The 23154-nt window shown below is 68.1% G+C and carries 22 protein-coding genes; 9 read left to right on the top strand and 13 right to left on the bottom strand.

Going from position 1 to position 23154, the window contains the following annotated elements; all coding sequences use genetic code 11:
• Positions 1-22: 22 nt before the first annotated feature.
• Complete coding sequence (locus tag AC10V3_RS29525; protein WP_022538914.1) at positions 23-982, bottom strand: MBL fold metallo-hydrolase; 960 nt, start codon at positions 980-982, stop codon at positions 23-25.
• A 303-nt stretch (positions 983-1285) separates the two neighbouring features.
• Here AC10V3_RS29525 and AC10V3_RS29520 point away from each other — a divergent pair, with 303 nt between their 5' ends.
• Positions 1286-2095: an IclR family transcriptional regulator gene (locus AC10V3_RS29520; RefSeq protein WP_041682125.1), complete on the top strand. Its 810-nt coding sequence runs from the start codon at positions 1286-1288 to the stop codon at positions 2093-2095.
• Entirely contained in the window at positions 2092-2946 is an 855-nt protein-coding gene (locus AC10V3_RS29515) for an IclR family transcriptional regulator (protein ID WP_022538912.1), read from the top strand. The genes AC10V3_RS29520 and AC10V3_RS29515 overlap by 4 nt, the downstream gene beginning before the upstream one ends.
• A 7-nt stretch (positions 2947-2953) precedes the next feature.
• On the opposite strand, the gene AC10V3_RS29510 is transcribed toward AC10V3_RS29515, so the two are convergent.
• Together AC10V3_RS29510 and AC10V3_RS29505 are read right to left on the bottom strand one after the other, a co-directional pair.
• Positions 2954-3943, bottom strand: a complete 990-nt coding sequence (locus tag AC10V3_RS29510) for a Bug family tripartite tricarboxylate transporter substrate binding protein (RefSeq protein WP_022538911.1) — start codon at positions 3941-3943, stop codon at positions 2954-2956.
• Positions 3944-4052: 109 nt separating this feature from the next.
• On the bottom strand, positions 4053-6047 hold the full coding sequence (locus AC10V3_RS29505) for a PAS domain-containing hybrid sensor histidine kinase/response regulator (RefSeq protein ID WP_349607038.1): 1995 nt from the start codon (positions 6045-6047) through the stop codon (positions 4053-4055).
• Between the two features lie 381 nt (positions 6048-6428).
• Here AC10V3_RS29505 and AC10V3_RS29500 point away from each other — a divergent pair, with 381 nt between their 5' ends.
• The 3 genes from AC10V3_RS29500 (at position 6429) to AC10V3_RS29490 (ending at position 8443) form a co-directional block, all read left to right on the top strand.
• Positions 6429-7136, top strand: coding sequence for a helix-turn-helix domain-containing protein (locus tag AC10V3_RS29500; protein ID WP_349607039.1), 708 nt, complete (start codon positions 6429-6431; stop codon positions 7134-7136).
• Between the two features lie 38 nt (positions 7137-7174).
• A complete protein-coding gene (gene flhD, locus AC10V3_RS29495; RefSeq protein WP_041682123.1) occupies positions 7175-7504 on the top strand; it encodes a flagellar transcriptional regulator FlhD in 330 nt (109 codons plus the stop codon).
• Positions 7505-7669: 165 nt separating this feature from the next.
• Positions 7670-8443, top strand: a complete 774-nt coding sequence (locus AC10V3_RS29490) for a hypothetical protein (RefSeq protein WP_349607040.1) — start codon at positions 7670-7672, stop codon at positions 8441-8443.
• A gap of 25 nt (positions 8444-8468) precedes the next feature.
• Here AC10V3_RS29490 and gabD read toward each other — a convergent pair whose 3' ends face one another.
• Positions 8469-9917 carry an NADP-dependent succinate-semialdehyde dehydrogenase gene (gene gabD, locus AC10V3_RS29485; RefSeq protein ID WP_022538906.1) on the bottom strand — a complete coding sequence of 483 codons (1449 nt, stop codon included), beginning with the start codon at positions 9915-9917 and terminating at the stop codon, positions 8469-8471.
• A gap of 245 nt (positions 9918-10162) precedes the next feature.
• Between gabD and AC10V3_RS29480 the strand changes: the two genes are divergently transcribed.
• Entirely contained in the window at positions 10163-11335 is a 1173-nt protein-coding gene (locus AC10V3_RS29480) for a zinc-dependent alcohol dehydrogenase (RefSeq protein ID WP_022538905.1), read from the top strand.
• A 31-nt stretch (positions 11336-11366) separates the two neighbouring features.
• Here the strand turns inward: AC10V3_RS29480 and AC10V3_RS29475 are convergent, their stop codons facing one another.
• The 3 genes from AC10V3_RS29475 to AC10V3_RS29465 all read right to left on the bottom strand — a co-directional run bounded on the left by AC10V3_RS29475 (position 11367) and on the right by AC10V3_RS29465 (position 13299).
• The gene (locus tag AC10V3_RS29475; RefSeq protein WP_022538904.1) at positions 11367-11567 is read right to left on the bottom strand and encodes a DUF3079 domain-containing protein; all 201 of its coding nucleotides are present in this window, start codon (positions 11565-11567) and stop codon (positions 11367-11369) included.
• A 114-nt stretch (positions 11568-11681) separates the two neighbouring features.
• Positions 11682-11897 carry a hypothetical protein gene (locus AC10V3_RS29470; RefSeq protein ID WP_022538903.1) on the bottom strand — a complete coding sequence of 72 codons (216 nt, stop codon included), beginning with the start codon at positions 11895-11897 and terminating at the stop codon, positions 11682-11684.
• A 121-nt stretch (positions 11898-12018) separates the two neighbouring features.
• Positions 12019-13299, bottom strand: a complete 1281-nt coding sequence (locus AC10V3_RS29465) for an AI-2E family transporter (protein WP_041681809.1) — start codon at positions 13297-13299, stop codon at positions 12019-12021.
• Between the two features lie 398 nt (positions 13300-13697).
• On the opposite strand from AC10V3_RS29465, the gene AC10V3_RS29460 reads away from it, so the two are divergent.
• Together AC10V3_RS29460 and AC10V3_RS29455 are read left to right on the top strand one after the other, a co-directional pair.
• A complete protein-coding gene (locus tag AC10V3_RS29460; protein WP_349607042.1) occupies positions 13698-14321 on the top strand; it encodes a GntR family transcriptional regulator in 624 nt (207 codons plus the stop codon).
• Positions 14297-14476 (top strand): hypothetical protein, encoded by a 180-nt coding sequence (locus tag AC10V3_RS29455; protein ID WP_349607043.1) that lies wholly within the window; start codon positions 14297-14299, stop codon positions 14474-14476. The genes AC10V3_RS29460 and AC10V3_RS29455 overlap by 25 nt, the downstream gene beginning before the upstream one ends.
• A gap of 212 nt (positions 14477-14688) precedes the next feature.
• Here the strand turns inward: AC10V3_RS29455 and AC10V3_RS29450 are convergent, their stop codons facing one another.
• The 3 genes from AC10V3_RS29450 to AC10V3_RS29440 all read right to left on the bottom strand — a co-directional run bounded on the left by AC10V3_RS29450 (position 14689) and on the right by AC10V3_RS29440 (position 18824).
• A complete protein-coding gene (locus tag AC10V3_RS29450) occupies positions 14689-16110 on the bottom strand; it encodes an aldehyde dehydrogenase family protein (protein ID WP_490923843.1) in 1422 nt (473 codons plus the stop codon).
• 35 nt (positions 16111-16145) lie between these two features.
• Positions 16146-17054: a TauD/TfdA dioxygenase family protein gene (locus AC10V3_RS29445; RefSeq protein WP_490923842.1), complete on the bottom strand. Its 909-nt coding sequence runs from the start codon at positions 17052-17054 to the stop codon at positions 16146-16148.
• A gap of 69 nt (positions 17055-17123) precedes the next feature.
• A complete protein-coding gene (locus AC10V3_RS29440; RefSeq protein ID WP_022538899.1) occupies positions 17124-18824 on the bottom strand; it encodes a GMC family oxidoreductase in 1701 nt (566 codons plus the stop codon).
• A gap of 148 nt (positions 18825-18972) precedes the next feature.
• On the opposite strand from AC10V3_RS29440, the gene AC10V3_RS29435 reads away from it, so the two are divergent.
• Complete coding sequence (locus AC10V3_RS29435) at positions 18973-19683, top strand: GntR family transcriptional regulator (protein WP_041681807.1); 711 nt, start codon at positions 18973-18975, stop codon at positions 19681-19683.
• 207 nt (positions 19684-19890) lie between these two features.
• Here the strand turns inward: AC10V3_RS29435 and AC10V3_RS29430 are convergent, their stop codons facing one another.
• The 3 genes from AC10V3_RS29430 to AC10V3_RS29420 form a co-directional block, all read right to left on the bottom strand.
• Positions 19891-20415 (bottom strand): host attachment protein, encoded by a 525-nt coding sequence (locus AC10V3_RS29430; RefSeq protein ID WP_041681806.1) that lies wholly within the window; start codon positions 20413-20415, stop codon positions 19891-19893.
• A gap of 167 nt (positions 20416-20582) precedes the next feature.
• Entirely contained in the window at positions 20583-21515 is a 933-nt protein-coding gene (gene rocF / locus AC10V3_RS29425) for an arginase (RefSeq protein ID WP_022538896.1), read from the bottom strand.
• A gap of 67 nt (positions 21516-21582) precedes the next feature.
• Positions 21583-23139, bottom strand: coding sequence for a sulfatase-like hydrolase/transferase (locus AC10V3_RS29420; protein WP_490923841.1), 1557 nt, complete (start codon positions 23137-23139; stop codon positions 21583-21585).
• Positions 23140-23154 lie beyond the last annotated feature (15 nt).

The following is a 23154-nucleotide window of genomic DNA, read 5'->3' as shown; positions in this document are numbered from 1 at the left end:
TTTCTTTGTGTCCTGCTGTGGCTCAGTCCTGCAGCGCGGCCCACATTTCCTTGTCGCGCTGGGCGGTCCAGATGCGCGGGTGGCGAATGCCGCTGGCCTCGTCGTAGGCGCGCGAGACGTCAAAGGGCAGGCAGTGCTCGTAGATAAAGACGTGGCCGAACTTGGGATCCATCGCGCGGCGGGTGTGCGCCATCGCGGCCTTCAGGTCGAGCTTCTCGACCACGGCCTCCTTGCCGGACTGGAACAGCGTGGTGACGAAGTCCTTGGTATAGGCGATGCCCTTCTTCACTTCCTCCGGCGAGGTCAGCGCGGGGCCGCGGCCGGGCACCAGCTTTTCCGGGTTGAGCGCCTGCAGTGCGTCCAGCGTGGCCGGCCAGTCTTCCAACTGAGCGTCGCCGCAATAGCAGGCGGCGTCGTACTCGACCAGGTCGCCGGAGAACAGCACCTTCTGCTGCGGCAGCCAGACCACGGTGTCGCCCTTGGTGTGGCCCGAGCCCAGGTGGGCGATGCGCACTTCCAGCTTGCCCAGGAACAGCGTGATTTCCTTCTCGAATACCAGCGTCGGCCAGGTCAGGCCGGGTACGGTCTCGACGCCGGCGAACAGGCGCGGGAAGCGTTCGATCTCGGACTTCATGTCGGCTTCGCCGCGCTCGACGATCATTTCCCAGGTGCCGCGGCTGGCGATGATCTGCTGCGCGCCTTCGGCGAAGTAGGCCGACGCGCCCAGCACGCGCACCGCGTGGTAGTGCGACAGCACCACGTACTTGATCGGCTTGTCGGTGATGGTGCGGATGCGGGCGATCAGATCCTGCGCCATCGCCGGGGTGGCGGTGGTGTCGACGATCAGCACGCCGTCGTCGCCGATGATCACGCCCGAGTTGGGATCGCCTTCGGCGGTGTAGGCCCAGGCGTTCTCGGACAGCTGGGTAAAGGTGATCTGCTTTTCTTCCAGGTCGGCCTGGGATGCGAATGCCTTGGACATGGCGTCTTTCCTCTGTGTGGGGCGGCGAGACGGCGCACGGGCATGCGGTGATGCGCAGCGGGGCCGCGCGGGCTGTCTCGCCCCGTTTCTATGGATGTGTCACGACTGGTGCGACGGGGTAGTGCAATCTTAGGAAACCTTCGAAAATTAATCAATAGCGAAATGATTAGCCTATGGCAAATATTTGGCATGTGCAGAAACCGGCATGGAAGGGCACGTGACCGGCGCGGGTAAACCCCCCGGGCAAGCGCTCGCCAGAGGCGTTCGATTAATATCCGGGTTTTCCTATCACACAGGATGGCAATGGCCAGGCGCAAGGCGGGGGACGAAGGTACGCAGGCAGCCGACAAGGCGCAGCGAGGCATCCAGAGCGTGGAGGTGGGCGGGCGCCTGCTGGCCGCGCTGGCCGCCGCGCGCACGCCGATGCCGCTGGCCGCGCTGGCCGACGCCGCGCAGCTGGCGCCGGCGCAGGCGCATGCCTACCTGGTCAGCCTGACGCGGCTGGGCCTGATCAAGCGCGACCACCTGTCAGGCCGCTACGAGCCCGGGCCGCTGTCGCTGCAGCTGGGCCTGCTGCACCTGGAGCAGGACCCGGCCTACCGCGCGGCGCTGCCGCGGGTGGATGCGCTGGCGCAGGCGTCCGGCTTCAGCGTGGCGATCAGCATTGCCGGCCCGCAGGGGCCGACCATCGTGCGCTATGTGCCGGCCAGCGCGCCGCTGCATGTGAACCTGCACGTGGGCACGGTGATGGCGCTGGCTGCCACCGCCACCGGGCGCGTGTTCTGCGCCTTCCAGCCGCCGCCGCAATGGCAGCCGCTGTGGCGCGTGCAGCGGCCGGGCGCGACGGAGGCCGAGCTGGCCAGCTTCAGCGCAGTGCTGCAGGCCATCCGCGAGCGCGGCATCGAGCGCAGCATCGATACCCCCAGCCCCGCCGTCAGCAGCCTCAGCGTGCCGGTGCTGGACGCTGCCGGCGCGCTGCGACTGGTGCTGACCCTGGTCGGCTCGACCGGCGCCATCGACGTGGGCTGGCGCGGCGCGGCCGCGCAGGCGCTGCAGGCGGCGGCCGCGGACATCGGCGCCGCGCTGCGGCAGGAACAGGGACGTCCGGCATGACGCGTGCGAAAGATCCGATTGCAGTAGCCCCGCAAACATCCGACGCGGAGACCGAAGGCGGCAAGCCCCAACGCGGCATCCAGTCGCTCGACAGCACCGGGCAACTGCTGTCCGCGCTGGTCGCGGCGGGCCGTCCGCTGGCACTGCGCGACCTGGCGCTGGCGGCAGGCATGCCCGCGGCCAAGGCCTTCCCACACCTGGTGAGCCTGCAGAAGACCGGCCTGCTGGCGCGCGACAGTGCGGGCAACTACCTGTGCGGCCCGCTAGGTCTGGAACTGGGCCTGATCGCGCTGCAGCGGCTGTCGCCCACGCGCGAGGCCGAGCCGGAAGTGATCGAGCTGGCCGGCGCCACCGGCCTGAGCGTGGCGATGGCGGTGCTGGGGCCTCTGGGGCCGACCGTGGTCCGGCTGGAGGAGTCGGCACGCCCGCAGCATGTGAGCCTGCGCGTGGGCACGGTGCTGTCGCTGGTCCATACCGCGATCGGCCGCACGGTGGCGGCCTGCCTGCCGGAGAACGTGCTGGCGGGCCTGCTGGAATCCGACCACCTGCGCATGGCTGGCGCGGCGGCCACGGAAGGGCTCGCAGCCGGCGGCAAGCTGGCCCGGGACTATGTCGAACGGCTGGCGCGCGTGCGTGCCGCGCAGGTCGACAATGCGCTCAGCCACCCGGTGCCCGGCATCGACACGCTGGCTGCGCCGGTGTTCGACCATACCGGCAGCCTGGCGCTGGTGATCGCCGTGATGGGCTCGAGCGGCAGCTTCGACAGCAGCACCGAAGGCGCCACCGCCGCGCTGGTGCGGCAGGCGGCGCGGCGGCTGTCGTGGCGTTTCGGGGCGCTGAAGGCCCAGTGAAGCCGGCTTAGTTATCGAGCCGGATATTGGCGCCCTTGACGATGGCGTCCCATTTCTCGTACTGCGCGCGGATATAGCTGCCGAACTGCGCCGGCGTGGCCGGGAACGGTACCGTGCCCTGGCTTGCCAGCTTTGCCACCATTTCCGGCTGCTTCAGCGCGGCCACGATCTCGCCATTGAGGCGGTCGATCACCGCCTTGGGGGTGCCGGCCGGCGCGGCTACGCCGAACCAGGCGGTCAGCTCGTAGTTGGGCACGCCGGCCGCGGCCAGTGTGGGCACGCCGGGAAGCTGGTCGGAAGGCTTCTGCGTGGTGACCGCCAGCGCGCGCACGCGGTTGTCGCGGATATACGGCAGCGCGGTCGAGACGCTGTCGAACATCATGGTGATGCGCCCGCCGATCAGGTCGGTCATCGACGCTGCGCTGCCCTTGTAGGGGATGTGCGTGATGTTGACCCCAACCAGGTGCGTGAACAGCTCACCGGCCAGGTGTGACGACGAGCCGTTGCCAAACGAGCCATAGGTCAGCTTGCCCGGCTCCTTGCGCGCCAGCGCCAGCAGCTCCTGTACATTGCGCGCAGGCACGCTCGGGTGCACCACCAGCACGTTCGGCAGGTAGGCGACCGAGGCCACCGGGGCGAAGTCTTTCAGCGGGTCGTAGCCGGGCTTGTCATACAGGCTCTTGTTGACCGCCAGCGAACCGAAGGTGCCGAACAGCAGCGTGTAGCCGTCAGCCGGCGCGCGCGCCACGGCGATGGCCGCCAGGTTGCCGCCGGCGCCAGGCCGATTGTCGATCACGACCGGCTGGTGCAGGCGCACCGACAGCGCATTGCCAATCTCGCGCGCGAGCAGGTCGGTGGCGCCGCCCGGCGGGAACGGCACCACCAGCCGCACCGGCTTGTCCGGATAGTCCGCCAGCGCGGTCCCCGCCGCGGTGGCGGCGAACGCCAACAGCAGCCCCGTGGCTGCGCGCCTGATCCCAACCTTCCAACCCTGCATCGCTGTCTCCTTTCTGTGTCTTGTGCGATGGAACGGCTGTCAGTGTGTCGCAGCGCGAGCGGCCGCGGGTTTGGCATTGGCGAAGGTGGGGTTTGGCGCGTGGGACGCGTCACTCCGGATGCTGCAGCCGGGCAATGGTGCCGAACAGCGTTTCCAGCTCCACCGGCTTGACCAGGTGCGCGTCAAAGCCTGCCTTTTCGGTTTGCTTCCGGTCGGCCGGCTGGCCAAAGCCGGTCAGCGCCACGAAGCGGGTATGCTCGGTCCCGGCCGCGCCGCGCATGGCGCGCACCACCTCGAAGCCGTCCATGCCCGGCATGGCCAGGTCGATCAGCGCGATTTGCGGGCGGCAGCGCCTCGCCACGTGCAGCGCCTCGGCGCCGTCGTAGGCGATGGTCACTTCGTGGCCGCACATCTCCAGCAGCATGGCCAGGCTGTCGGCGGCGTCGCGGTTGTCGTCGACCAGCAGGATGCGTTGCGCCTGCAGCGCCTGCGCGGCGGGTTGGGACGGCTGCGGCGCAGAGCTGTCATGTTGGGCCGGCAGCGGCAGGCGCAGCGTGAAGGTGCTGCCCAGCCCCGGGCCGGCACTGCTGGCGGCAATGGTGCCACCGTGCAGCTCGACCAGCGAGCGGCACAGCGACAGGCCGATGCCCAGCCCGCCCTGCGTGTCTGTGCCCGGCCGGCTTTCCTGTACGAACAGGTTGAAGATGTCTTCGAGCGCCTCCGGTGCGATACCGCGGCCCTGGTCGATCACCTGCACCAGCAGCGTCCGCTTTTGCATGGTGGTGACGATCGCAATCGACGATCCCGGCGGCGAGAACTTCGATGCGTTGAGCACCAGGTTCTGCATCACCTGCACCAGCCGGGTCGTGTCGGCGTTCATCGGGATGGCGCTGGCATGAGTCTGCACGTCCACTCGCTGCGACTTGGCTTCCAGCGCCGGCAGCGCGGCCTCGATGCCGAGCGCGACGATCTCGTTGAATTCGACCGGCTCGGTGCGCAGCTCGATCCGCCCGGAGGTGATGCGGCCGATATCGAGCAGGTCGTCGACCAGTCGGCTCAGGTGGCCCACCTGCCGTTCGATCAGGCGCAGGCTCTTGTCGGCGACCGAGTCGTCGTCGGGGGCCAGGCGCATTGCGCCCAGCGCGCTACGCACCGGCGCCAGCGGGTTGCGCAACTCGTGCGAGAGCGTGGCGAGGAACTCGTTCATGCGCTGGCTGGAGCGCTCCAGCTCCTCGCGGCGACGGCGCTCGCTCATGTCGCGCGTGACCTTGGCAAAGCCGCGCAGCGAGCGCGATTCGTCGTAGACGGCGGTCAGCGTGACATTGGCCCAGAACAGCGAACCGTCCTTGCGCACGCGCCAGCCCTCGTCTTCCATGCGCCCGCCGCGCCGGGCCCGTTCCAGGTGCCGGGCCGGCTTGCCGGCGGCGACGTCCTCGGGCGGGTAGAACAATGAGAAATGGCGGCCGATGATCTCGTCGCGGCGGTAGCCCTTGATGTACGACGCGCCGGCGTTCCAGCTGATGACATGGCCGCCGGGGTCGAGCATGAAGATCGCGTAGTCCTTCACGCCTTCGACCAGCAGGCGCAGCGTCTCTTCGCTCTGGCGCAGCGCCTCGGCATTGCGGCGCTGCTCGGTCATGTCGCGCGTGACCTTGCCGAAGCCGATCAGGCGGCCGTCGGCGTCCCTCAACGCGGTGATCACCACGTTGGCCCAGAAGCGGGTGCCGTCCTTGCGCACGCGCCAGCCTTCGTCCTCGAAGCGGCCCATTTCCGCGGCGGCCTTCAGTTCGGCCTGGGGCCAGCGCCGCGCGATCGCGTCCGGCGTGTAGAACTGCGAGAAGTGCTTGCCCAGGATCTCTTTGCGGGTGTAGCCCTTGATGCGTGCCGCGCCCTTGTTCCAGCTGGACACGTGGCCGTCGACGTCGAGCGTGAAGATGGCGTAGTCCTGGATGGATTCCACCAGGGTCCGATAGGACGCATCGGCGGACAGATCCGGTTGCGCATTGTGCGGCGCGTCGGCCGGGATCTCCGCCGACACCGAGCCGGTGGCTTGACCCCGGGCGGTTCCGGCAAGGTCCTGCGGGTCGGCGGGGGCTTTTTTCATGGCATGTCCTGAACGGCGTTTTCCCGACATGTGTTCGCGGGAGGGCGCCCGGTGCGCGATCCTCGTCGTGCTGCAAGCATACGCCAGCCGAAACCCGGCAGGGCTAGCGCTGCGCCCTGGTGACTGCAGTGACGCAGCATGATTCGCGCCAGGTGTCCCCGGCGTTTGCCGCGCGGGGCGGGATTCGCGGCCTCCGCGCAAAGTCGGACGATTCCGAATGGAGATTGGGAATGTACAGATTGTTCCGAATTCCTCCGTCCGCAAGAATGCGTCACAGGTTTTTTACGCTGTCAATATTTGTCACGGAATGATGCATCCGATCCCGCACCCTGTCAGAAACATGTCATTTATCCGCCCTCCGGGCGCTTGCAAGAGGCGCCAATGACCCAGCTCCGCGAACGCCCCCTGCTGCGCAAGCGCCAGTCGCTGTACCTGCTCGGCGACCCCGTTAGCGCGCTGTACGCGATCCGTGTCGGTACGGTGAAGACGCATGTCACGACCGAGGACGGGCGCACCCAGGTGGTCGGCTTCCACTTCCCCGGCGATATGGTGGGCATGGATAGCCTGGCCCGTCCGCAATACGCGTCTTATGCAACAGCGCTGGAAGACACCAAGTTGTGCCGGATCCCGGTGGCGGTGCTGCGCGCCGCTACCGCGCACACGCCCGCCCTGGGCAACCAGCTGTTCCTGGTGCTCGACCGCCAGGCGCAGCGTGCGCGGGCGCTGCAGACCATGCTGGCACTGATGACGGCCGAGGAGCGGCTGGTGACCTTCCTGCTGTGGCTGGCCGACGGCTTCGCGGCGCGGGGCTTCTCGTCGACGGCGTTCCTGCTGCGCATGAGCCGGGAGGAGATCGGCAGTTATATCGGGCTGACGCTCGAGACCGTCAGCCGCCAGTTCTCTCGGCTGGCTGACGGCGGGCTGGTGCGGGTGCGCCACCGCAGCGTCGAGCTGCTCGACAAGCACGCGTTGCGGGCCATCGCCGAGCGCCCGACGATCTCGGCGCGTACGCTTGCGCCGGGGCACGGGGCCGCCGCCCTGCCATCGGGGCCCGTCGCGTGTGCCGGCAACGGATCGCGCCTCGAATGACGGCGCCGGTCAGCCAGAGCGGGGCGATGGGTATCGCCATGGAGCCCGGGCCAGGCGCCAGCGGGATCGTCAGCGAAATCAAGGCGCTGAACCTGTCCTACCTGATGCTGGTGCAGCGGCTGATGCGCGAGAACGAGGCCGAAGCCCTGTTCCGGCTCGGTCTCGGGCGGGAGATGGGCTGCGCGCTGGCGGCGCTGACGCCGGCGCAGATGGTGGCGCTGGCGCGCTCGAACCTGGTGCTGTGCCGCTTCCGGCTGGATGACAGCCGGCTGCTGGCGGGCCTGACCGGGACCGGATCGCCGCACGCCCTGCAGAACATGCATGCGGCGATCGTGACGACGTCGCAAGACAGCGGCGATCACGCATGACGCCGCTGCCGTCGGCAGGCGTGCTGGTCAACATCGGAACATCGCCCGGCAGGCCGGGCACAGGACTCGACTTCGGAGGGCTATATGACGGGCAATGCGATCACCCATGTCGGGATGAACCTGCATGCAGCCTTGGCGGGCCGGTGCGGGCGCGGAGGCGCCTTCATGCCCGCGGCGATCCGTACGGAAATCGTCGGCCCGCTGCAGGCCGAGGACATCGTGCAGGCGCTGTGCGGCGAGGGCGACGCCCACGCCCACGGCTGCGCCGACGCCGCGCTGGCAGTGCTGGCCACGGCCAGGCGCCTGCCCGCGCGTACCGTGGTGTCGAAGGGGCAGGGCCAGCCGGCGTTGCTGGAGTTCTACGTCGACGCGGACGTGCCCACCTGCTGCGAACTCGACGGTGCGCTGCAGCGGGCCATCGCCAGCCACTACAGCAGCGTGCTGCCGCCGGGGCTGGCGGCCTCGGTGCGGCCGCTGGCCGCTTATGCCGCTTCTGCGCAGGAAACCGTCAGCGGCGGCGAGCCGTATGCGGCCGAGCACTTTCGCGCGTGCGCGCAGCAGTTGCTGCGGCTCGGCGGAGAGATGAACCAGCGGTTGTCGGCCGTGTGCGCCTACCTGTCGGCACTGCATGACGCGCTGGAAACGGCCGAACGGCTTGGCTACCTCGACCAGAGCCTGCTGGGACCGGGCCAGGAGTCCTTGTCGTGGCGGCTGCGCCGGCACCGCAGCGTGGAAGGGCGCGCACTGGCGCAAGCGCTGGAAGCGCTGTCGCGCGGCGCCGATGACGCGCTGCACGGGTTCGGCACGCGCTACAGCTTCGAGCGGGCCAGCTACCAGTTCGAGCAGATGCAGCGCTTCCACGACCAGGTCGCGCGCTTACGCGGCGACAGCCGGCCCGGGCCGGTCGGCAGCGCTGCCGGTCCGCGCGCCGCGCGCTGAGGGCAGGCGCGGCGCGGCGGCGGCCTCAGATCCCCGCCATGCAGGTGTACTTGATGACCAGGTAGTCGTCGATGCCGTAGTGCGAGCCCTCGCGCCCCACGCCCGATTGCTTGACGCCGCCGAACGGCGCCACCTCGGTGGAGATCAGCCCGGTGTTCACGCCGACGATGCCGTATTCCAGCCGTTCGGACACGCGCCAGACACGGCCCAGGTCGCGCGCGTAGAAATAGCTGGCCAGGCCGAACTCGGTATCGTTGGCCATGGCCACGACCTCGTCCTCGGTGTCGAAGCGGAACAGCGGCGCCAGCGGACCGAAGGTTTCCTCGCGCGCCACCAGCATGCCGGGGGCCACGTCCGCCAGCACGGTGGGCTGGAAGAACGAATGGCCGAGCGCGTGGCGTTGCCCGCCCTGCAGCACGCGCGCGCCCTTGCCGATGGCATCGGCAATATGCTCCTCCACCTTGGCCACGGCCTTGTCGTCGATCAGCGGGCCGATGCGCACGCCGTCCTCCATGCCGTTGCCGACCTTGAGCGCCGCCACTGCGGCCACAAGCTTCTGCGCGAAGGCCTCGTACACGCCGGACTGCACGTAGATGCGGTTGGCGCAGACGCAGGTCTGGCCGGCGTTGCGGTACTTCGAAACGATCGCGCCTTCCACGGCGGCGTCGAGATCGGCATCGTCGAACACGATGAAGGGCGCGTTGCCGCCCAGCTCCATCGACACCTTCTTGATCGTCGAGGCGGTCTGCGTCATCAGCACGCGGCCGACCTCGGTCGAGCCGGTAAAGGTCAGCTTGCGCACCAGCGGGTTGCTGCTCATCTCGCCGCCGATGGCGCCGGCCGAACCGGTCACCACCGACAGCACGCCGGCCGGAATGCCGGCGCGCTCGGCCAGCGCCACCAGCGCCAGCGCGGACAGCGGCGTCTGCGAGGCGGGCTTGAGCACCATGGTGCAGCCCACCGCCAGCGCGGGGCCCGCCTTGCGCGTGATCATCGCCGCGGGGAAGTTCCAGGGCGTGATGGCCGCGCACACGCCCACCGGCTCCTTGGTAACGACGATGCGCTGGCTGTTGACCGGTGCGGGGATGGTGTCGCCGTAGACGCGCTTGCCTTCCTCGGCAAACCATTCGATGAACGAGGCCGCGTAGGCGATCTCGCCGCGCGCCTCGGCGATGGGCTTGCCCTGTTCCGCCGTCATGATGCGCGCCAGGTCTTCCTGGTTGGCCATGATCAGCTCGAACCATTTGCGCAGCAGCGCCGAGCGTTCCTTGGCGGTGCGCGCGCGCCAGGCCGGCTGCGCGCGGTTGGCGGCCTCGATGGCCTGGCGGGTTTCTTCCGCGCCCAGTTGCGGCACCTGGCCCACGCGCTCGCCGGTGGCGGGGTTGGTCACGTCGATGCGGCGCTCGCCATCGATCCAGCGGCCGTCGATATAGCACTGCTGCCGCAGCAGTGAAGCATCTGTGAGGTTCAGCATGGTCGTCTCGGTGGATCCCCGGTGCGTATGCCCGGTGTCTCGGTGAAAAGGTGTGAAGAGGATTGTAGTCCTCCTGTGCGTTGTAGTTCTTTCTGCGACCCGCGTGTAAAACCTCAGGGCCGGCCACGCGCCGGCACGCATGTGAGCTTGCCGCGCCTGCGGCGGCGCATTGGAACAGAGCTTGCGTCAGCCCGCATCATTGGCACGGCCACCGGCTGCGAGCCCGGACTACGCAAGGAATCCCAATGAAAGCACTCTGCTGGCATGGCAAGCACGACATCCGCTGCGACACGGTTCCCGACCCCGTCATCGAGCATCCGCGTGATGCCATCGTCAAGGTATCGAGCTGTGCCATCTGCGGCTCAGACCTGCACCTGTACAACGGCTTCGTGCCGGGCATGGAAAAGGGCGACATCCTGGGCCACGAGTTCATGGGCCAAGTGGTCGAGGTCGGGCCGGAGAACCGGCGCCTGCGCGTGGGTGACCGCGTGGTGGTGCCCTTCACGATCTGCTGCGGCGAATGCGACCAGTGCCGCCGCGGCAACTTCTCGGTGTGCGAGCGCACCAACCGCAACAAGGCGAGCGCGGAGAAGGTGTTTGGCCACAGCACCGCCGGCCTGTTCGGCTACACCCACCTGACCGGCGGCTATGCCGGCGGCCAGGCGGAATATGTTCGCGTGCCCTATGCCGACGTCGCGCCGGTGAAGATACCGGACGGGCTTTCGGACGAATCGGTGCTGTTCCTGGGCGATATCCTGCCCACCGGCTGGCAGGCTGCGGCGCAGTGCGATATCCAGCCCGAGGACATTGTCGCGGTGTGGGGCGCGGGCCCGGTGGGGCAGTTCTGCATCCTGAGCGCGTTGCTGCAGGGTGCGCGGCGCGTGATCGCGATCGACCGAGTGCCCGAGCGGCTGGCCATGGCCGAGGAGCTGGGCGCGACGCCGCTGAACTTTGAGCAGGTCAGCATCCCGGAAGCCCTCAACGAGCAGACCAAGGGCAAGGGCCCGGACAAGTGCATCGACGCGGTCGGGCTGGAGGCGCATGCCACCGGCTCGCTCGATTCGGCCTATGACCGGGTCAAGCAGGCCGTGATGATGGAGTACGACCGGCCCCATGTGCTGCGCGAGATGATCTACGTCTGCCGCCCCGCCGGCGTGTTATCGGTGCCGGGCGTCTATGGCGGGTTGATCGACAAGGTCCCGATGGGCGCGCTGATGAACAAGGGCCTGACCGTGCGCACCGGGCAGACCCACGTCAACCGCTGGACCGACGACCTGCTGCGGCGCATCCAGCGTGGCGAGTTCGATCCATCGTTTGTGATCAGCCATCGCGTGACGCTGGAGGAGGGCCCGGGCATGTACCAGATCTTCCGCGAAAAGCAGGACGGCTGCGTCAAGGTGGTGATGCGCGTCGGCTAGCAGCTAGCGGCACCAGGCCGGCGGCCGGGGCTCAGGCGCCGGTGCTGGTCTTGGCCGGGGCCTCGATGCCCCAGTCGCCGAATTCCAGCCAGTCCTCGCCGAGCAGTTCGATGGGATGCTGCGTGCGGCTGGAGCCGTTGCCGCATCCCATGGCGTCGGTGGGGCAGTACTTGTCGCAGCCCCAGCAGACGCGCTCGGGGTGGCTGGGATGCAGGGGGAATTTCTTGGCCATGGCGTGTGGTGGGCGGCCGGTGGATGGTCGCTGGGGCCATTATGTCCAAGCGCGCGCGACGGGGTCTTGCGCGCCGTCAAGGCGGCCCGCAAGGCCCACCCTCCTGGGCGCTCGTCAATTCCATCCATCCGCGTCCAGACGCGTCCAGCGGTCGGGTGCTACGCCATCTTCCGACGCCAGCAGCAAGGTCTGGCCGCAGTGATCGCACCGGTACACGAACGCGTTCTGGCCGCTGGCGGTGCTCAGCGTCGCGGATATTGCCAGGTTCGGATGGGGCGGCACATGGCCCGGCCGGTCCAGTTGCGACAGGCAAAGGTCGCACAAAGACATATTGGTTTCCTCCAGCGCGAATTCCACAGCAAGAAATGCTGTGGTGCAGCATTCACGATTCCAGTATAGGTGCGGCGAGCGCGGGGGACAGGCCGATAGGGGAGCGACTAAAGGGCAAGGGCTATTCGCCAAGGAACTCCGCCACCATTTCCAGCCCTTCGATGTGATCGGCAACCACCTTGACGATGGTGATCAGCGGGATCGCGAGCAGCATGCCCCACACACCCCATAGCCAGGTGAACAGAAGGAGTGCGACGAAGACCGCGACGGCGTTCATCTTGGCCATGCGCCCCGTCATCCACGTGGTGATGACCGAACCGATCAGCGTCGCAATCAGCAAGGAGCCGCCCGCCGCCGCGGCGGCCATGCCCAGCGTGCCGAACTGCATGAAGGTCACCACGCCCAGGCACACCGCGATCGCCATCGCCCCGAAGTAAGGCACCAGGTGCAGCGCCGCCGCCGCGATCGACCAGCTGCCGGCGTTGTCCACGCCCAGCCATTTGAGCAACAGCCAGGTGCAGAAGCCCAGGCCGACATTGGTCGCCAGCAGCATGCCCATGTAGCGGCGGATCGACAGGTTGACCTCATCCAGCATATGCACGCTGATTTTCTTCTCCGAGATGGTGCCGCCCACCATCTTGATGAACTTGCGCTTGAAGGTGTCGCCGGCCAGCAGCAGGAAGTACAGCAGAAACACCACCACCACCGCCTGTCCGGCCATGGTGAAGACGCTGACTGAGCCGGCCAGCAGCATGTTGTTGATCTGGTCCGGATGCTCCACCACCACACGCGCGCCGCGTGCCGGCGGCTGCCCGGTGCCGCTGAGCACGGTGGCGGCGCGCCTTATCTTCTGCCACATCGAGTCGTCGCCGCTGAGCAGCGCGCCGACCGAGCGCGAGATCTTGCTGGCCGCCTCCGGCAGGCTGTTGACGATGGACTCCACCTGCCCCTGCAGCAGGTAGGCGCCGCTGAGCAGCGCGCACAGCAAGGCCAGCACCACCACGGTGCCGGCCAGCACGCGCGGCAGGCCCAGCCGCTGCAGCGCGCATACCAGCGGATCGAGCAGGTAGGCCATTACGATGGCGATGACCACCGGCACCAGGAAGTCGCGCGCAATGTGCAGCGCATACAGCGAGAACAGGCAGGCCAGCACCACCAGCGCCGTGCTGGCGCGGTGCAGCGCCGCGCTGACCGCGTCGGAGGGGGCCACCACCACCGCCGGCGTTTCGACCGGAAGCCCGGCGGTGCCTTCCGCGTCATCTGCGGCCGCTTCCGCAACGGCGGCGGCCGCATCATCGCCGTTGCCGGCTACGCGCACGCGCAGGGCGTTATCGGCTGACATGGGTTCCGTTGGCGGGGCGGGCGGCAGCGGGGAGGGATTGGGATCGGGAATGCTCGACATAGCCAGGCGCCGGCAAAAGGCCTGGCGCTGTCTATGAAGCTTAGCTGGCCCGCAGCCGCCGGCTGTCGGACGCCGCCGCCAGCTGGTGTCAGACAAGTGCGGCAGGTGTCCGCCCATGGCCCGCCGGGTAATTCCGCAAACCGGTGCAGCCATTGCCTGGCATGCCATTTTCGCGTGAAGTATTTAATAAAAATCAACGCCAGGGAATATGGCAGGATTCTCCATTTCTGTTGTATTTCCGAAAACTATGAAAATGTTCCATTTAATGTCCCATTGAGGCCAACGGAAATCCTGCGATATCGTTCGGGCTACTTCGGACCTTGCCCCGTAGGCGCCGCCGTCCCAACGGACAATTCTTACAGATCAAGGCGTTGCAATCAGGTTTCATCCGGACGACCATGGCGAAATCCAGTTCTCCTGTGCCACGTTATCACCAGATCTACCTCATACTGCGCCAGCAAATTGCCAGCGGCATTTTCGACCAGACCGGTCTGCCCCCTGAATTAAAGCTGGTGGACCAATATAAAGTGGCGCGGGTAACCATGCGGCGCGCGCTTTCCGAACTGGTCAAGGAAGGGCTGGTATATCGGCGCGCCGACCACGGAACCTTCGTCAACAAGGACCATGGCAGCCGCGCGCCTGGCCTGGCGCGGACCTGGCGGCTGGCGGACAACATGGTGGAGGACAACGGCGAAACCGCGATCCGGCTGATCGAGTACGGCATGCTGCCTTGCCCGGCCGAAGTGGCGCCCCTGCTGGATGTGCCGCCACAGCAGGCGGTGTTGCGCATCGTGCGCGTGCGCAGCCGGGAAGGGCGCCCGGTTTCGTGCGTGACCATGTACACCCCGCCGGAACTGGCGTCCCTGCGAACGCCGCAGGCGATTACCCAGACCTCGGTGCTGGCCTTGCTCGAGCGCGGCGGCGTGCGCATCAGCCAGGCGGACCAGAGCATCTCCAGGGGGCCGACGCGCACGTGGCGCCGCTGCTGGAAGAGCCCATGGGCGCCGCACTGCTGTCGGTGATGCGGCTGGTGCGCGACGGCGACGGGCGTCCGGTGCAGTGGCTGCGCGGCGTGTACCCGCCGCACTACTACGACCACCACATGGTGCTGGCCCGTGCCGGCGAAGACAGTGCGCGCATCTGGATCCCGCGCGACATCACGACCTCCGTGCGCTGAGGCGTGACCATGCTGGCACTGCTTGCCGCCCATGGCGTTTCCCTGCGCTTCGGCGGCTTGCCGCGGTGCAGGACATCAGCCTGCAAGTGGTGCCCGCCAGCATCACCGCGCTGGTCGGATGACAGCCGGGGGCAACGAGAAATCGCCCGGCCGGCAGCAGGGTGCTGCCTGGCCGGGGGGCGGCTGCGACGACAGTGATTTCTGCCCGCCGGTCAGCCGGTCACCGTCTTGGTCTCAAGGAACTCGGCAATGCCTTCCGGGCCGAACTCGCGCCCGTTGCCGGAGGTCTTGTAGCCGCCGAACGGGGCGGTGATATCCAGCATCGCGCCATTGATGCGCACGCAGCCGGCGCGCAGTTGCGCGGCCAGCCTGCGCGTGCGCGCCGGGTCGGACGAGGCGATGTAGGCCGCCAGCCCGTACTCGGTGTCGTTGGCGATCGCCACGGCCTCTTCCTCGGTGTCGTACGGCAGCATGCACAGCACCGGCCCGAAGATTTCCTCGCGCGCGATGGTCATGTCGCTGCGTACGTCGGCAAAGATGGTGGGGCGGGCATAGAAGCCGCGCTCCAGCCCCTTGGGGCGGCCCGGGCCACCCGCCGCCACGCGCGCCCCTTCTTCGATGCCCACGCCGATCAGGCGCTGCACCTTGTCGTACTGGCCGCGGTTGGAGATCGGACCCATCTTGGTCTCCGGATCGGAGGGATCGCCGACCTTGACCGCATTGGCGACGGCGGCCGCGATCTGCACGGCCTGCTCGTACTGCGCGCGCGGCACCAGCATGCGCGTCGGCGCGATGCAGGTCTGTCCAGTGTTGGACATGACCTGCGCCACGCCGCTGGTCACCGCGGCCCGCAGGTCGGCATCGTCCAGGATGATCAGCGGCGACTTGCCGCCGAGTTCCTGCGCCACGCGCTTGACCGTGGGCGCGGCGCTGATCGCAACTTCCACGCCGGCGCGGGTCGAGCCGGTGATCGACACCATGTCGACGTCGCGGTGCGCCGACAGCGCGGCGCCGACCACGCGGCCCTCGCCGAAGACCATGTTGAACACGCCCGGCGGCGTGCCGGCCGCGTCCATGATCTCGGCAAAGATCTGCGCATCCAGCGGCGCGATCTCGGACGGCTTGAGCACTACGGTGCAGCCCGCCGCCAGCGCCGGCGCGACCTTGGCGGTGATCTGGTTCAGCGGCCAGTTCCAGGGCGTGATCAGCACCGCCACGCCGATGGCCTCGCGCAGGAGGTAGCTCTTGCCGCGCGCGGTCTCGAACTCGAACTCGCGCAGCGCCTGCAGCGTGCCCTGCAGCTGCGCCAGGCCGATTGCGGCCTGCACGTTGGTGGCCAGCGTGACCGGCGCGCCGATCTCCTCGCGCACCGCCACGGCCAGGTCGGGCAGGCGCGCCTGGTAGGCGGCGATGATGCGCTCGAGCAGCGCGATGCGGTCTTCGCGGCTCGACGCGGACCATGCCGGGAAGGCCGCGTGCGCGGCGGCCACGGCGTGGTCCACGTCCGCGGCGGTGCCCATGGCGAGTTTGCCGGCGACGGCTTCGGTGGTCGGGTCGATGATGTCGGCCTGGGTCGCCCCCGCTGCGGGCTGCACCCAGCGGCCGTTGATGTAGAACTTGTCGACGATTTTCATGTGCGTTATGTCAAGGGTCGGTGGATTGGCGCGGCTCATACCGGGCGGTCGCCGATGATGGTGGCGCGGTTCATGTGGCGTACTGCCGGGAAGTAGTCCTGCACGGCGTAGTGCTGCGTGGAACGGTTGTCCCACAACGCGATCGTGTCCGGCTGCCAGCGCAGGCGCACCTGGTATTCCGGCGCGGCGGCCTGGCGATACAGGTACTGCAGCAGGTCGAGCTCGGCCGGGCGGTAGTCCGAGCCGATGCGATACGGCTCCTCCTTGGCGAAGTTGGCGAAATGCGTGGTGAAGCCCTCGTTGACGAAGAGTATCTTCTCGCCGGTCTCTGGATGGGTGCGCACCACCGGATGCACCATCGGCGGGTACTTGGCACGCATTTCCGCGTACTTTCCCTCGCTCAGCTTGCTGCCGAAGGTCGGCATCGCGTCATGCACCGCCTTCAGGCTGGCGATACGGGCCTTCACGTGCTCCGGCAGGTTCTCGTAGGCCGCGGCCATGTTGATCCAGATGGTGTCGCCACCCACCTCGGGACACGTCACGCAGCGCAGCATCGAGCCCATCGACGGGATCTCGCGCCAGCTCACGTCAGAGTGATACAGGTTCTCGCGACCGCGCTGCTCGCCGTCGCGGCCGAAGACCACCAGTTCCGGGTGCTCAGGATGGCTGGCGAGCATCGGGTGTACTTCCAGTTCGCCGAAGCGGCGTGCCGCGGCCACGTGCTGCGCCGGCGAGATCGCCTGCTTGCGGAAGAACAGCACCTTGTACTTCAGCAGCGCGGCGCGCAGCGCCAGGTAGGTGTCGTCATCCAGCGGCTCGCGGAAGTCGATGCCGTCGACTTCCGCGCCGATGGCCGGGGTGCAGCGGCGCACGGAGAACGGCCAGGATTCCCGAGCCTGCGCGCGGAATGCTTCCGGGCTGAGGGTGAGGGCGGTGGCTTGCATGTGTTGTCTCCTTGGTTGGTGTCTGGCGATGCAGGAATGCCGCCCGTGCCCCGGGCGGCGGAGGGCGACTCAGCGCAGCGAGGCCTTGATCAGGTCCGCCGCCTTCTCGCCGATCATGATGGCGGGCGCGTTGGTGTTGCCGCCGACCAGCGTCGGCATGATCGAGGCATCCGCTACGCGCAGGCCTTGCACGCCGTGCACGCGCAGCTCCGGATCGACCACCGCCATGCTGTCGACGCCCATCTTGCAGGTGCCGGCCGGCTGGTAGACCGTGTCCGCATGCGTGCGCACGAAATGGCGGATGGCGTCTTCATTGCCGCTGTCGGGGCCGAACGCGTCGGTCAGCACTTCGCGCCCGCCGTACTGCGCCAGCGCTGGCTGGGCAAAGATGCGCCGGATCGCGCGCACGCCCTCGACCATGCCCGCCATGTCTTCCTCGGCGGACAGGAAGCGCGGGTCGATCAGCGGCGCCTCGCGCATGTCGGCGCTGCGCAGGCGCACATGGCTGTGGCTCTTGGGGCGCAGCACGCAGGCGTGGCAGGAATAGCCGTGGCCGAGGTTGCCCAGGTTTCGGTTGCCGAGCAGCGCCACCGCGAAGTGCAGCTGCACGTCGGGAATCTCCAGGTCCGGGCGGCTGCGCAGGAACGCGCCGGCCTCGGCGATGTTGGATGACTCCATGCCCGTGCGCGTGCGGCGGTAGCGCATCACCTCGCGCGCCAGGCGCAGCATGCCGCGTGGGGTCTTGCCGAACAGCTCGGTGGTCTGCAGTTGCTTGTTGACGATGATGTCGAGATGGTCCTGCAGGTTCTCGCCGACGCCAGGCAGGTCATGGACCACGTCGATGCCGAGGCTGCGCAGTTGCGTGGCCGGGCCGATGCCAGATGCGAGCAGCAACTGTGGCGAGTTGAAGGCGCCGCCGCTGACCACGATCTCGCGGCGGGCGCGCAGCACTTGCATCGTGCCGTCGCGCACCACCTGCACGCCGACCGCGCGCTTGCCCTCGAACACAATGCGCAGCGCCTGCGTGTCCGTCAGCACCGCCAGTCCGGAGCGGCCGCCGTTCAGCGCCTTGTCGGCCGCGTTGCCGCTGTGCAGGAAGGCGCGCGCGGTGTTCCAGCGTTCGCCGTTGCGCTGCGTCACCTGGAACATCCCGACGCCTTCCTGGCTGTGGCCGTTGAAGTCGTCGTTGCGCGGCAGTCCGGCCTGGATCGCGGCCTCGATGAAGCGCTGCGAGAACGGATTGGGCGAGCGCAGGTCGCTCACGTGCAGCGGCCCGTCGTTGCCGTGCAGGGTGGTGTCGGTGCCGGCAAGGCGCGCGTTGCGCTCGCTGCGGCGGAAGTAGGGCAGCACGTCGTCGAAACCCCAGCCGCGGCAGCCCAGCGCGGCCCAGTCATCGTAGTCGCGGCGATGGCCGCGAATATAGACCATGCCGTTGATCGAGGAGCTGCCGCCCAGCCCGCGCCCGCGCGGCTGGTACGAGCGGCGGCCGTTCAGGCCGTCCTGCGGCTCGGTGTAGTAGGCATAGTTGCGGGGGCCGGCCTTCGGCACGACCGCGGCAATGCCCACCGGCGCCCAGATCGAGAAGTGATGGTCATGCGGCCCCGCCTCGAGCAGCACCACCGTTGCGTTTGGTTCCTCCTCCAGCCGCCCTGCTACGGCGCATCCCGCCGACCCTGCGCCGATCACGATGTAGTCGAACTCCGCCTGTTGGCTGGTGATGCCTTGTGATGCCTTTTTGCTCACTTTCCGAGTCTCCTGTGTAGCTCGCATGCAGTGGTCGTCGGGGGCGCGCGCATGCGATGACGTCGGATACTGCCATTACCTGTTATAACAGGTCAATGGATTCGCTCGGCAACCTGTCATGATAGGTATAATCCCGAATCCCCCGCATCGGAGCCGCCGCCAGGCGGAAAGCAACGTGGCGCTGCCCAGGTTCAAAGAGATCGAGAACGAGATCCGTCAGCGGATCGTCAGCAATACCCTGGGCCCCGGCGCCAAGCTGCCGTCCGAGGCGGAGCTGATGACGGAGTTTTCCGTCAGCCGCATCACCGTGCGCCAGGCCCTGGCGGGGCTGCACAACGCGGGGCTGATCGAGAAGGTCAACGGTAAGGGCAGTTTCGTCACGCGGCCCACCGATACGCCCAGCCTGGGCGCGCTCGCCGGCTTCTACGAGACCGCGCGCGCCCGCGGCAAGCTTGCCTACGGCAAGCTGGTTGCGGTGCGGCTGGTGCGCGCGCCGGCCTTCGTGGCGGCGGCGCTGGACCTGGATGCCTCAGAAAAGGTGCTGAGCGTTGCCACAGTGCGCTACTGGGACGATGCGCCGGTGGCCTACTTCAACCTGATGGGACGCGAGCCGCTGATGCGGCGCCTGGCCCAGGAGGACCTGGAAACCAACGACGCGATGTCGTTGTTCGAAAGCCGGCTGGGCTACCGCTTCAAGGAAGTGACGATGGAATCCAGCGCCGTGGCCGCGCCCGCCGAAGTGGCGCGGCGCCTCGGCGTTGCCGAGGGCGATCCGTTGCTGCGCCTGCGCAGCACGCCGTATGACATCGAGGGCGCGCCGCTGTTCTGCGGGGAACTGCTGTTCCGTCCGGACCGCTATGCCTACAAGTGGACCCTGAGGCGCTAGGCGGAGGGCGCGCACGTCGCAACGCCAGCGTGCCTGCCGGCGCTTTCAGCACGCATTGAACATCGCTGCCGGTGCCGGGAGCCGCTACCAGCACCACCACCCGAGCGGCACCTCCAGCGGTTCCACTGGCTCCAGCAGCGGCGCCGCGGGCAGCCGCTGATATCGTTGCGGCCGCCCACGCAGTGGCGTGGCGGCCGCGCACCCGTGCTATCGATCGCGGCCCATATTGATGCGTTCCACCCGGAGCGCGGGCACGACGCCCTCATCGGTCAGCCGCTGGTGCAGGTTGTTGTGGGGCACGTGGGCAAAGTCCTTGTCGATTTCCTTGGTGACAGTGTCGCTTACGGCGCTGGGCAGGGTCTTGCGCAGCAGGCCCAGGAAGCGCGGCGCAGCGATCAGCACCAGCTCCTCGTAACGTTGCTTGTTGCGCGCATCGGAAAGGTAGTCCGACACGCGGTGCGCAAACAACTGCGCCTCCTGGTGCAGTTCATCCTCGCCCGCGGATGAGGTGACCGTGGACGGCCCGCTCTGGTGAGTGCCGGGGCGGCCTGCGCCGCCCTGCATGGATGCATGCCCGCGGCGGCCATAGGCATCGCGGCGCAGGTCGGCACGGTCTGCGTGCGCGGCGGCATCGGTGATTTCCTCGACCACCGCCAGCGGCGCGCCGTCGCCATGCGAGGCAAGAATGCGGGCGACGGATTCGTCCGCCACAAGAATCCAGATGTTCTTCATGATCGCTCCGGTTGCGGGCCCGAATGCCGGGCCTTGTTGACCACGTTGTAAGGCGTACGCCATCGCCACACGCATCGCCGGACTGGTTGCCCGCGCCACCGCCGCGTCACCCGCGTGGCGCATGCGCCATGCGGTTGCAGTATCGACAGGCACGCTGTGCAACTTTTTCAGGCAGATGTATCGGGCGCAGGCGGGCGCCACAAGGTGGATTTTCCGAACACGCTTTCAATCAAGTCTACTGCGAGGTGCGCAGTCTGGTTGCGCACATCGCAGGCCGGATTGAGTTCCATCACGTCGAGCGAAGCCAGGCGGCCGGTGTCGGCGATCATCTCCATGCACAACTGGGTTTCACGGTAGGTAGGCCCGCCCGGCACAGTGGTGCCAACGCCGGGTGCGATCGCGCAGTCGAGGAAGTCCACGTCGAAGCTGACGTGCAGGTGTGTATTGGCGTCGATGCCGGCCAGCGCCTGCTGCATGGTGTGGCGCATGCCGTTCTCGTCGATGTAGCGCATGTCGAAAACGGCCAGCTGCAGTTCGTGCAGGCGGCGCTTCTCCTCGGCGTCGACGCTGCGGATGCCGATCTGCCGGATCGCGCTGGGCGGCACCGCCGGCGCCTCGCCCGCCAGTGTGGTCAGCGATTGCGGGCCGTGGCCGCACAGGCAGGCCACCGGCATGCCGTGCAGATTGCCGGTCGGGGTGGTGGTGCCGATATTGGCATCGGCGTGCGCATCGAGCCACAGCACCATCAAAGTCTTGCCGGTGGCCCGGCAATGCCGCGCCACCGCGCTGATCGAGCCGATCGCCAGGCAGTGGTCGCCGCCCAGCAGCAGCGGCACGCGCCCCGCCTGCAGCACACGCAGGCTGGCATCATGGACGGCGTGGTTCCATGCCACCACTTCGTCCAGGTGGCGCAGGCCGTCGCGCGGCGGTTGCCAGGGGTTGTCGGGGCCGGCGAGGTTGCCGCCGTCTTCGACGTCCAGGCCGGTGCGCACCAGCGCCGGCACGAGGCCGGCTACGCGCAGGGCCTCCGGCCCCATCGAACAACCGCGCGTGCCGGCCCCGACGTCGGTGGGGGCGCCAATCAGCGTGACAGGTTTCATGGCGGGTTATCGTGAGTACGGACGTAATCTCTTTGCAGGTTCCGTACCCGACGGGTTCGCCACACCTTCACCACACGCCGAAGAACACGCCTGCCTGCTTGTACACGTTGGTCTTGGCCGCGACTTCCGCATTGGTCACGGTCACGCGCGGCTTGAGCGTGCAGAACCAGTCCAGCAGCCGCAGGCGCATGGCGCTGCGCACAGCCTCGTGGCCGGGATCGCTGCCCAGGTCGAAGTACTCGTCCGGGTCGTTCCGCAGATCGAAGAGCTGCGGCCGGAAGCCCTGCCAATGCACGTACTTCCAGCGTGTATCGCGCACCATCCATGCGCGGCATTCGCCGGGATGGCGGCCCAGCGCCACGCGCGCGCCGCGGTAGGCGTAGTCCAGCTCCGATACGACAAAATCCCGCCAGCCATTGCCTCGCCCGCGCGTCAGGTCGAGCAGCGAGCGGCCCTCGATGCGGTGGTCCGCCGGCGGCAGCTCCAGCGCGTCAAGCACGGTCGGCACCACGTCGACCGCCGAAACCATGTCCGCCTGCGCGGTGCCACGCGTCGCATCGGCCTCGGGCGAAGGGTCGTAGACGATCAGCGGGATGTTCTGCACGGTGTCGTAGAACTGCTCCTTCTCGCCCAGCCAGTGGTCGCCGAGAAAGTCGCCATGGTCGGCGGTAAAGACGATCAGCGTGTCCTGCCAGCGGCCCAGGCGCTCCAGTTGCTCCCACAGCAGGCCGAGCCGGTCGTCGATCTGCTGGATCAGGCCCTGGTAGGCGGGGCGCACGGTGTCGGACACCTCCTGCCGCATGAAGTTGGCGCATTCCTCCTGCGTGCGGTAGGCCGACAGCACCGGGTGCGGGTCTTCCAGCTCGGCCTCGTGGCGGCGCAGCGGCAGGCAGTCGTCGAGCTTGTAGGCAGCGTGGTAGGGCGCGGGCGCCAAGTAGGGCCAGTGTGGCTTGACCAGCGACAGGTGCAGCACCCACGGCTCGTCGCCGCGCGCGCCGATGTACTGCATCGCCTGGTCGACGGTGTAGGCGGTCTCGGAATGTGGCTCGTCCACGCGTGCGGGCAGGCCGGCGTTGCGCATCTGCCAGCCGGAGACGATCTCGCCGCGCTCGTTCTCGGCGCTGATCACGTAGTCAGTCCACGGGTCGGCGCTGTCGTAGCCTTGCCGGCGCAGCCACTCGGCATAGGCGCTGCGCGGCTCGGCGTGGTGGCCGTCATGGCGGTCGACCTCGCTGAAATGCCCGCTGCGCAGCAGCATTTCCAGTTCGGTGCCGCCGTCCAGGTGCAGGCGCTTCAGGTTGGCGTTGTCGGGCATCACATGGGTCTTGCCCGCCAGCGCCAGTGCGTGGCCGCTGTCCTTCAGGTATTCGCCCAGCGTGACTTCGTCCACCGACAGCGGCACGCGGTTCCAGGTGGCGCCGTGGCTGCTGACGTAGCGGCCGGTGTAGAAGCTCATGCGGCTGGGGCCGCAGACACCGGAGGTGACGAAGGCGCGGTCGAAGCGCACGCCACGTGCGGCGAGTGCGTCGATATTGCGCGTGCGCAGCGTGGGGTGCCCGTAGCAACCGAGGTGGTCGCGACGCAACTGGTCGCACATGATGAAGAGGGTATTGCGGATCGCCATGGTCGGTCGCCGGCC

Source organism: Cupriavidus sp. PB-02 (assembly GCF_058252315.1).
Note: the sequence above shows the minus strand (reverse complement) of the source record. Positions and strands in the feature narration are given on the sequence as shown.

Coding starts and splice junctions, on each gene's coding strand:
- AC10V3_RS29450 (WP_490923843.1), bottom strand. CDS start 16,110: ATGAAAATCGTCGACAAGTTCTACATCAACGGCCGCTGGGTGCAGCCC.
- AC10V3_RS29480 (WP_022538905.1), top strand. CDS start 10,163: ATGAAAGCACTCTGCTGGCATGGCAAGCACGACATCCGCTGCGACACG.
- AC10V3_RS29520 (WP_041682125.1), top strand. CDS start 1,286: ATGGCCAGGCGCAAGGCGGGGGACGAAGGTACGCAGGCAGCCGACAAG.
- AC10V3_RS29440 (WP_022538899.1), bottom strand. CDS start 18,824: ATGCGAGCTACACAGGAGACTCGGAAAGTGAGCAAAAAGGCATCACAA.
- AC10V3_RS29525 (WP_022538914.1), bottom strand. CDS start 982: ATGTCCAAGGCATTCGCATCCCAGGCCGACCTGGAAGAAAAGCAGATC.
- AC10V3_RS29470 (WP_022538903.1), bottom strand. CDS start 11,897: ATGTCTTTGTGCGACCTTTGCCTGTCGCAACTGGACCGGCCGGGCCAT.
- AC10V3_RS29505 (WP_349607038.1), bottom strand. CDS start 6,047: ATGAAAAAAGCCCCCGCCGACCCGCAGGACCTTGCCGGAACCGCCCGG.
- AC10V3_RS29460 (WP_349607042.1), top strand. CDS start 13,698: ATGGCGAAATCCAGTTCTCCTGTGCCACGTTATCACCAGATCTACCTC.
- AC10V3_RS29455 (WP_349607043.1), top strand. CDS start 14,297: ATGGGCGCCGCACTGCTGTCGGTGATGCGGCTGGTGCGCGACGGCGAC.
- AC10V3_RS29430 (WP_041681806.1), bottom strand. CDS start 20,415: ATGAAGAACATCTGGATTCTTGTGGCGGACGAATCCGTCGCCCGCATT.
- AC10V3_RS29500 (WP_349607039.1), top strand. CDS start 6,429: ATGACCCAGCTCCGCGAACGCCCCCTGCTGCGCAAGCGCCAGTCGCTG.
- gabD (WP_022538906.1), bottom strand. CDS start 9,917: ATGCTGAACCTCACAGATGCTTCACTGCTGCGGCAGCAGTGCTATATC.
- flhD (WP_041682123.1), top strand. CDS start 7,175: ATGGAGCCCGGGCCAGGCGCCAGCGGGATCGTCAGCGAAATCAAGGCG.
- rocF (WP_022538896.1), bottom strand. CDS start 21,515: ATGAAACCTGTCACGCTGATTGGCGCCCCCACCGACGTCGGGGCCGGC.
- AC10V3_RS29510 (WP_022538911.1), bottom strand. CDS start 3,943: ATGCAGGGTTGGAAGGTTGGGATCAGGCGCGCAGCCACGGGGCTGCTG.
- AC10V3_RS29465 (WP_041681809.1), bottom strand. CDS start 13,299: ATGTCGAGCATTCCCGATCCCAATCCCTCCCCGCTGCCGCCCGCCCCG.
- AC10V3_RS29515 (WP_022538912.1), top strand. CDS start 2,092: ATGACGCGTGCGAAAGATCCGATTGCAGTAGCCCCGCAAACATCCGAC.
- AC10V3_RS29490 (WP_349607040.1), top strand. CDS start 7,670: ATGCCCGCGGCGATCCGTACGGAAATCGTCGGCCCGCTGCAGGCCGAG.
- AC10V3_RS29475 (WP_022538904.1), bottom strand. CDS start 11,567: ATGGCCAAGAAATTCCCCCTGCATCCCAGCCACCCCGAGCGCGTCTGC.
- AC10V3_RS29445 (WP_490923842.1), bottom strand. CDS start 17,054: ATGCAAGCCACCGCCCTCACCCTCAGCCCGGAAGCATTCCGCGCGCAG.
- AC10V3_RS29420 (WP_490923841.1), bottom strand. CDS start 23,139: ATGGCGATCCGCAATACCCTCTTCATCATGTGCGACCAGTTGCGTCGC.